The sequence below is a fragment of the Mesorhizobium sp. M8A.F.Ca.ET.161.01.1.1 genome (assembly GCF_004792105.1).
Classification (GTDB): domain Bacteria; phylum Pseudomonadota; class Alphaproteobacteria; order Rhizobiales; family Rhizobiaceae; genus Mesorhizobium.
The window spans coordinates 1-307 of sequence record NZ_SRTD01000371.1; the positions used below are offsets into that span (position 1 = coordinate 1).

Genomic DNA, 307 nt, shown 5'->3' on the forward strand with positions numbered 1-307 from the left:
CAGTGTCGACTGCTCCAGCACCGGCGCACCGGACAGGCCACCGGCCTCGTTGGCCAGCGGGTCGCCGGCCACCTTGCTGTGGTCGATGGTGGTGTTGGTGGCGATCACGCCGTCCACCTGCAGCTCGCCCAGTACGCGGGCGGCGGCATCGATGTCACGCTCGCTGAGGTCCGGCGCCACCTTCACCAGCATCGGCACGCGGCGGCCGTGGCGGGCCGCGAGCTCTTCCTGGCGGTCACGCAGCTGGCTGACCAGTTGGCGCAGCGCGGTTTCTTCCTGCAGTTCGCGCAGGCCGGCGGTGTTGGGC

Annotated in this window: 1 pseudogene; it reads right to left on the minus strand. The window is 71.3% G+C overall.

Features of this window, described 5'->3' with window-relative positions:
- Positions 1–307, minus strand: a pseudogene (locus tag EN804_RS36125) (quinone-dependent dihydroorotate dehydrogenase); the annotation flags it as partial.